General features: G+C 57.0%; 5 protein-coding genes. 1 reads left to right on the forward strand and 4 read right to left on the reverse strand.

Annotated elements, in window-relative coordinates; all coding sequences use genetic code 11:
• Nucleotides 1-114: 114 nt before the first annotated feature.
• Nucleotides 115-1,248: a sigma-54-dependent Fis family transcriptional regulator gene (locus HNO82_RS21975; RefSeq protein WP_175345143.1), complete on the reverse strand. Its 1,134-nt coding sequence runs from the start codon at nucleotides 1,246-1,248 to the stop codon at nucleotides 115-117.
• Nucleotides 1,249-1,438: 190 nt separating this feature from the next.
• Here HNO82_RS21975 and HNO82_RS21980 point away from each other — a divergent pair, with 190 nt between their 5' ends.
• Nucleotides 1,439-2,353 (forward strand): LysR family transcriptional regulator, encoded by a 915-nt coding sequence (locus HNO82_RS21980; protein WP_175345144.1) that lies wholly within the window; start codon nucleotides 1,439-1,441, stop codon nucleotides 2,351-2,353.
• 9 nt (nucleotides 2,354-2,362) lie between these two features.
• On the opposite strand, the gene HNO82_RS21985 is transcribed toward HNO82_RS21980, so the two are convergent.
• The 3 genes from HNO82_RS21985 to HNO82_RS21995 form a co-directional block, all read right to left on the reverse strand.
• Nucleotides 2,363-3,445 (reverse strand): DUF6708 domain-containing protein, encoded by a 1,083-nt coding sequence (locus HNO82_RS21985; protein WP_175345145.1) that lies wholly within the window; start codon nucleotides 3,443-3,445, stop codon nucleotides 2,363-2,365.
• The gene (locus tag HNO82_RS21990) at nucleotides 3,438-4,520 is read right to left on the reverse strand and encodes a DUF6708 domain-containing protein (protein ID WP_175345146.1); all 1,083 of its coding nucleotides are present in this window, start codon (nucleotides 4,518-4,520) and stop codon (nucleotides 3,438-3,440) included. Before HNO82_RS21990 ends, HNO82_RS21985 begins: the two co-directional genes overlap by 8 nt.
• Nucleotides 4,513-5,111, reverse strand: a 599-nt coding sequence (locus HNO82_RS21995) for a DUF6708 domain-containing protein (RefSeq protein ID WP_349627584.1), incomplete at its 5' end; no start/stop codon positions are given. The genes HNO82_RS21990 and HNO82_RS21995, both read right to left, overlap by 8 nt.

Below are 5,111 nucleotides of genomic sequence, written 5' to 3' on the forward strand. Positions count from 1 at the left end.
GCCGCTCCCTCCGGGTTCTGTCCAGAAAGGGCGCTGGCCGCGTTGCGCTCCTTGCCAGCGCCCTTTCTGGACAGAACGCATCTCACGCCTATTGATGAAATGGGTTCTAGCATTTCAGGCGACCGCATAGGCCGCGTGTGCAGGCATGGCCTGATCCCTGACATGCGGGATATCCAGCTGCCGCAACTTGCGATACAGCGAGGCGCGGCACATGCCCAACTGGCGTGAGGCTGCGGAGATGTTCCAGCGGCTGCCGTTGAGGGCTTCGATGACGCGCGTGCGCTCATCGCGTCTGAGATCGGCAGCACCGCCCTGCCCCGGCGCCTCCAATGCCATGCGCGAGGCCGGACGATGCAGGGGCAGCACCTGCGCCAGGCCGGCGGGCTGGAACTGCATCAACTCCTCCGGCAGGTCGCGCAGGGTGATGCGTCCCTCGTTCATGACTGCGCAGCTGTAACGGATCACGGCATGCAGCTGGCGCAGATTGCCCGGCCACGGATAGGCCAGCAGACGCTGCAGGACGGCGGGCTCGATCATGCTGTCCTGGACCGGACGGCCCAGCTCGTCGGCCATCATCTGCATCACCAGCGCACGCCGGTCGCTGCGTTCGCGCAAGGCGGGCAGGCGCAATACGCCACCGGCGACGCGGTAATACAGGTCTTCCCGGAAGCGGCCATCGGCGATCAGGGTTTTCAAGTCCTGATGCGTGGCGCAGATCAGTTGTACGTCCACCGGCACCGGGCGTTGTGCGCCCAGGGGCATCACTTCGCGTTCGGAGAGCACGCGTAGCAGGCGCGTTTGCAGGGCAAAGGGCATGTCGCCGATTTCATCGAGGAAGAGCGTGCCGCCATCGGCCTGTTGCACCTTGCCCTTCATCCCGCCGGGCAGCGCACCGGAGAAGGCGCCCTTGCAGTAGCCGAACAGTTCGCTTTCGGCCAGGCTCTCGGGGATGGAGGCGCAATTGACGGCGATCCAGTTGGCGCGACGGCGTGCGCTGTAGTCATGCAGAGCACGGGAGAGATATTCCTTGCCGGTCCCGGTCTCGCCCAGGATGAGCACGGGGATGCCGCGATCGATGAGGCGCTTGCCGCGTTCGACCAGATCGCCCATCAGGTCGTCGCCAGCGGCGAGCTGATCGATGTCGCGATAACGCGGCGCATGAGGCGCGCAAGTCGAATGGGCTGTGCCAGCCGGGATGGAGCAAACGTCACGATCAGGCAAGGGCTGCGCTACCGGGGTGGTCGGCATGATGGTCTCCTGTCTTGGACTGCTTTTTTATCGAGCCGGCATCCGCAGAACCGGTTCTTTATGCGCGGGAACCTGCCTGGGGCGGTCCCGGAAACGTGTCGCAATGGCACGTCTGCGGCAAAGAATAGCCAGTCCGACTCATGACTTCCAATACAATGTATAGACAGAATCAATACCTTGAAGGTATCAAATGATCGAATTGAGACATCTTACCTATTTCCGCACCGTAGCAGAAACCCTGCATTTCGGCCGCGCGGCGGAACTGCTGCACATCTCGCAACCGCCGCTGACACGGCAGATTGCGGCACTGGAGAAGGAGTTGGGAGCGCAATTGTTCGACCGCAGCAAACGCGCCATCCAGCTGACGGCGGCGGGCAAATATTTTTATCGCGACACCACAGAAATTTTCAAGGCCCTGGAACGGGCCAAGCGCAACGTGGCCTCTTCCAGCACGGGTATGAGCGGGGCGCTGAAGGTGGGGTTCATGATGTCCTCGGCCTACAACATCCTGCCAGCGGTGACGCGCCATTATTCGGCGGCCTATCCGGAGGTGGACATGCGCCTGAGCGAATACGTGCCCAACCTGCTGGCCACTGACATTGAGGATGAGAAAATCGATGTGGGCATCATGTATCGCCCCGAGGATTGCCGCCGGCTCGACAGCCACACCATCTACGCCGAACCCTTGCTGGCGGTGCTGCCGCGTGGGCATCGCCTGGCGCACAAGCCTGAGATCTCGGCCGCCGAGCTGGCCGAGGATGCCTTCATCAGCATTCCGCGCCCGATTGCGCCGGTGGTGTATGACCTGATCCGGCAGCATTGCCAGCTGCATGGCTTCCGTCCGCGCATCGTGCTGGAGACCAACCTGCAGCAGACCATCGTCAACCTGGTCGGCGAAGGGCTGGGGGTGGCGCTGGTACCGACCTCGATGCAGGCCATGCACCTGGACACCACGGTCTTCAAGCCGCTCATCGGTGCGCCGACGGTGGAGGTGGCGGTGATCTGGAACCGCGAGAATACCAATCCCTGCATACGGACCTTTGCACAGACGGCGGTGGAGGTTTGGCAGGCAATGCAGTCGGTCAATCAGGGGGCGGGCGCGTAAGACGATGGATCAGGGCCTGCCCACGGGGGGCGTATCTGCAGCCCACAGCAAGGCATTCAAGGTGGCGTCCTGCTCGCCGCGCCAGTGTTCCATTGCGCTTTTTGCGCCGTCGGGATATTCCTTGCGATTGATCGCGTGCGTGGTCTCGGCCCAGCCTATGGGGGTGTTGTCGCGCGGTTCGTCGTAGGGATCGTCGGATTCGATACCGCTGACTCTGCTGACATAGTCTGGCCAGACGGGATCGCGGCAAGTCCAAAGGGCTATCAGGCGCAGGCAGGTCATGAACAGGATGAATGGCATCATCGTTATCCGATAAGCCGGACTGGCGCGCATCCCGAAGTCATACATGCAGAACAGGAAACTCTCCAGCATGTCCTCTTTTTCCTTGAAGAAAAGCAGTGGCTTGGGCAACTCTTCCGGACCGTGATTCATGTACCAGCACCAGTAGTTCCACTGCGACAGCAGGCCATCGAGGCATTCTTGCCCTTCCCATTTCCGGCCGATCGAAAAGGCACGGACAACGTTACCGTCTTCATCCACTTCGTAATGACGGATGTGATAGGTGTACTTGTGGTTGGCCGATCCTCTGTGAATGCAGAAGATGGCGTTTTCGTTCCAGGGGACTTTCCATGTGATGTCACCTTGACCTGGCTTGGCAAAGAAACGGCGGCGGCGGATGGCGTAAATCTTTTTCTCTTTGCGGTTGAAGCGGATGGGCTTTCTGCTTAAGGAAAAGAATTCATCGTGCCCGAACTTCAGTGCGATATGGGAGAACAACCCGACGCTGAGAAAAACGACAAGCCAAGGGAGAATTAGAGTGATCACGAATTCTTCAGGTGGATGAAGCAGCATGAATGCGGCAAGCCATAAAAATGATAGGACTCCAAAGCAAGCGGCAAGGACCGCCCCTGATTGCCATTGTCTGTCTCTGAATGGCTGGTCTGTCACATCCATATAGGTAGAATTGATCCGAAAAATGGTACTGGTGTCTTGGCACTCTGGCCCAACTGGCTGATCAATAGGTAAGCGATGTTTCCAATCCCATTCGGGAATCGGCTTGCCGACTTTGTATCGAAAGACGCGTTCATCCATGTTTCATACGCCAATTGGGCGGAGCATCCTCGCTCCACAGCAACGCGTTGACAGCGGGATCCTTTTCTCCCAGCCATTCGTTCACCTCTTTTTGGGGATCATACGGATACTCGTTACGTTCTATGGCGAGCAGGGTGTCGCCCCACCCCACAGGAGTCGAGCGGCTTGGCTCATCATAGGGATCACCTGGCCGCACAACGCTGACTTTTTCAACAGCCGCAGGCCAGATCGGATCGCGACAGGTCCAAAGTGCCATCAAGCGATGACTGGTCAGAAGCAAGATGAAGGGCATCATTGCAATACGATACGCGGCACTGGCACTGGCACCGAAGTCATAAAGACAAAAAAGGAAGCTTTCCATAGCACTTTCGCGTTCGCAGAAAAACAAGGGAGGCTTGGGCAAATCCTCCGGCCCTCGATTCATATACCAACACCAATAATTCCATTGCGATAGCAGGCCCTGAAGATTTTCCTTCTGCTCCCATTCGCGACCAATCGCAAATGCACGGACGACGTTACCCTCTTCATCTACTTCGTAGTGACGGATGTGATAGGTATTCCTGTGGTTGGAATATCCGCGGTGAATGCAGAATATGGCGTTTTCATCCCAAGGGACTTCCCATGTGATATCGCCTTGGCCGGGCTTGGCAAAGAATCGACGACGCCGAATGGCGTAGATTTTTTTCTCTTTGCGATTGAAACGGATGGGACGGCGCTTAAGTGAAAAAAATTCGTCTCTTCCATGCCGGAAAGCGAAGTAGCCGAACAGAAACGTGATGACCAGGCAATATAGATCACCCAAAATTCCACCAGCATCTGGATACAGTACCCTCGTCAGGTAGTAGCTCCACATTCCCCCGACCACTCCCAAACAAGAGACCAGGACGCCTCCTGCAAGCCACTGTCGCTCTCTGAACGGCTGGTCTGTTACATCCATGAAGGTTGAATTGATCCGGAAGATCGTACTCGTGTCCTTGCATTCGGGGCCAACCGGATTGTTGATGGATAAGCGATGCTTCAGATCCCATTCAGGAATGGGGCGACCAGCTTTAAATTGAAATATGCGTTCATCCATGCTTAATAAAGTTTGGCGCAATTTCAGCTGCCCACAAAAGAGCATTGGTCACAGGATTCTTTTCACCGCACCAGTTTTCCATTGTTGTTTTATCGCCGTCGGGATAATCCTTGCGATTGATCGCGTGGGTCGTCTCGGCCCAGCCTATGGGGGTGCTGCCGCGCGGTTCGTCGTAGGGATCATCGGATTCGATACCGCTGACTCTGCTGACATAGTCTGGCCAGACGGGATCGCGGCAAGTCCAAAGGGCCATCAAGCGATGACTAGTCAAGAGCAAGATGAAAGGCATCATGCTAATGCGATAGGCCGCACTGGCGCGCATCCCCAAGTCATACATGCAGAACAGAAAACTCTCCAGCATGTTCTCCTTTTCTTTGAAGAAAAGCAGCGGTTTTGGCAACTCTTCCGGACCGTGATTCATGTACCAGCACCAGTAGTTCCACTGCGACAGCAGGCCATCGAGGCATTCTTTCCCTTCCCACTTCCGTCCGATCGCAAAGGCACGAATCACGTTACCTTCTTTATCCACTTCGTAATGACGGATGTGATAGGTATTCCTGTGGTTGGAATATCCGCGGTGAATGCAGAATA

Origin of the sequence: Herbaspirillum sp. C9C3 (assembly GCF_013359625.1) — a bacterium.
In the GTDB taxonomy this organism is placed as follows: Bacteria; Pseudomonadota; Gammaproteobacteria; order Burkholderiales; family Burkholderiaceae_D; genus Herbaspirillum.

What these genes read in the sequence shown, in the direction of transcription:
- HNO82_RS21990 (WP_175345146.1), bottom strand. Translation starts at nt 4,520, where the DNA reads ATGGATGAACGCATATTTCAATTTAAAGCTGGTCGCCCCATTCCTGAA.
- HNO82_RS21980 (WP_175345144.1), top strand. Translation starts at nt 1,439, where the DNA reads ATGATCGAATTGAGACATCTTACCTATTTCCGCACCGTAGCAGAAACC.
- HNO82_RS21975 (WP_175345143.1), bottom strand. Translation starts at nt 1,248, where the DNA reads ATGCCGACCACCCCGGTAGCGCAGCCCTTGCCTGATCGTGACGTTTGC.
- HNO82_RS21985 (WP_175345145.1), bottom strand. Translation starts at nt 3,445, where the DNA reads ATGGATGAACGCGTCTTTCGATACAAAGTCGGCAAGCCGATTCCCGAA.